Consider the following 1,675-nt stretch of genomic DNA (forward strand, 5'->3'; position numbering starts at 1 on the left):
CCGCCGACGGCTCGCGTGGTGCGCCCGCCTACCCGATCCTGCAAGGCCAGCACCCCGAGTACCTGGTCAAGCAGCTGACCGAGTTCAAGGAAGGCAAGCGCAAGAACAGCATCATGTCCGGCATGGCCGCGCCGCTGACGCCCGAAGACATGCGCAACATCGCGGCCTTCTACGCCTCCAAGAAGGCCAAGGACGGCTCCGCCAAGAACGCCGCCCTGGTGGCCCTGGGCGAGAAGATCTACCGCGGTGGCATCGCCAAGAAGAGCGTGCCCGCCTGCGCTGGTTGCCACAGCCCCAACGGTGCCGGCATCCCCGTGCAGTACCCCCGCTTGGCTGGCCAGCACGCCGACTACACCAAGGTGCAGCTGACCGCCTTCCGCCAGGGCGAGCGCACCAACAACGCCCAGATGGCGACCATCGCCGCCAACCTGAGCGACAAGGAAATCGAAGCGCTGTCCGACTACATCGCCGGCCTGCGCTGATGGACTTGGCCGTGTGAGCCGCCGCTGTCCGCGCCATTCAGGCGGTTCAGGCGGCCCACGGCGTCAGATGCCTGCAGCCAGCGATGCTGCACACAACACACAGGCGGGAACCCTGAGCGGGGTTGCCCGCTTTTGTTTTGGGCGCTCGCCGCCCACATGACCGATCACCCCAGGCACACACGCGCCTCAACGACGCACCCATGAACGCCACGGCCCTGCCATCTCACCGCCCATCCGCCTCCGACTGGCGTCGCCAGGCGCTGGAGCTGTTGTCGTCGATGCGTTTTGCCATCGCGCTGCTGACGGTGATCTGCATCGCCTCGGCCATCGGCACGGTGGTCAAGCAAGGCGAGCCACTGGTCAACTACGTGGACCAGTTCGGGCCGTTCTGGGCCGATGTCTTCGGGGCGTTGGGGCTCTACCGCATCTACAGCACGGGTTGGTTCCTGGTGATCCTGGCCTTCCTGGTCATCTCGACCAGCCTGTGCATCGCGCGCAATGCGCCCAAGATCCTCGCTGACCTGCGCACGCACAAGGAGCACATCCGCGAGCAGGCTTTGCAGGCCTTTCACCACCGCGCTGCAGGTGCGCGTGCTCAGCCGCTGGCTCAGACGCAGACCGAGGTGTTGCAGGTGCTGGCGCAGCAGGGCTGGTCGGTCAAGTCTCAGCAACGCGAGGCCTCGGTCCGAGGCGAAGCGGGCGTGATGATCGGCGCGCGCCTGGGTGCGGTCAACAAGCTGGGCTACATCGCGGCGCACAGCGCCATCGTGCTGATCTGCCTGGGTGGCCTGTTTGACGGCGACCTCATCATCAAGGCGCAGGTGTGGGCGCAGGGGCTCAAGCCCTTCCAGGGCGGCACCGAAACCGAGCAAGGGCGCCTCAGCGTCACCAACCCGGCGTACCGCGCCCAGCTCTTCGTGCCAGAAGGCGCGCGCACCAACGCGGCGGTCATCAACCTCGAGGACGGCATGCTGCTGCAGCCGCTGCCCTTCGACATCGAACTCAAGAAGTTCTCGGTGGACTACTACGCCACCGGCATGCCCAAGCGCTTTGCCAGCGACATCGTCATCCACGACCCGCGCGCGCCCGAGCCCAAGGCCTTCACGGTCGAGGTCAACCATCCGGTGGTCTACGACGGCGTGACGATCTTCCAGTCCAGCTTCGAAGACGGGGGCTCGTCGGTGCGGCTCAAG

The 1,675-nt window shown here is 66.4% G+C and carries 2 protein-coding genes; both read left to right on the forward strand.

Annotated elements, in window-relative coordinates:
- Positions 1 to 482, forward strand: a 482-nt coding sequence (locus B2W70_RS10755) for a c-type cytochrome (protein WP_286745613.1), incomplete at its 5' end; no start/stop codon positions are given.
- A gap of 200 nt (positions 483 to 682) precedes the next feature.
- The coding region (locus B2W70_RS10760) for a cytochrome c biogenesis protein ResB (protein WP_286745615.1) at positions 683 to 1,675 on the forward strand (993 nt) is incomplete at its 3' end.

The sequence above is a fragment of the Aquabacterium sp. UBA2148 genome, from assembly GCF_002328915.1.
Taxonomy (GTDB): Bacteria; Pseudomonadota; Gammaproteobacteria; order Burkholderiales; family Burkholderiaceae_C; genus Aquabacterium; species Aquabacterium parvum.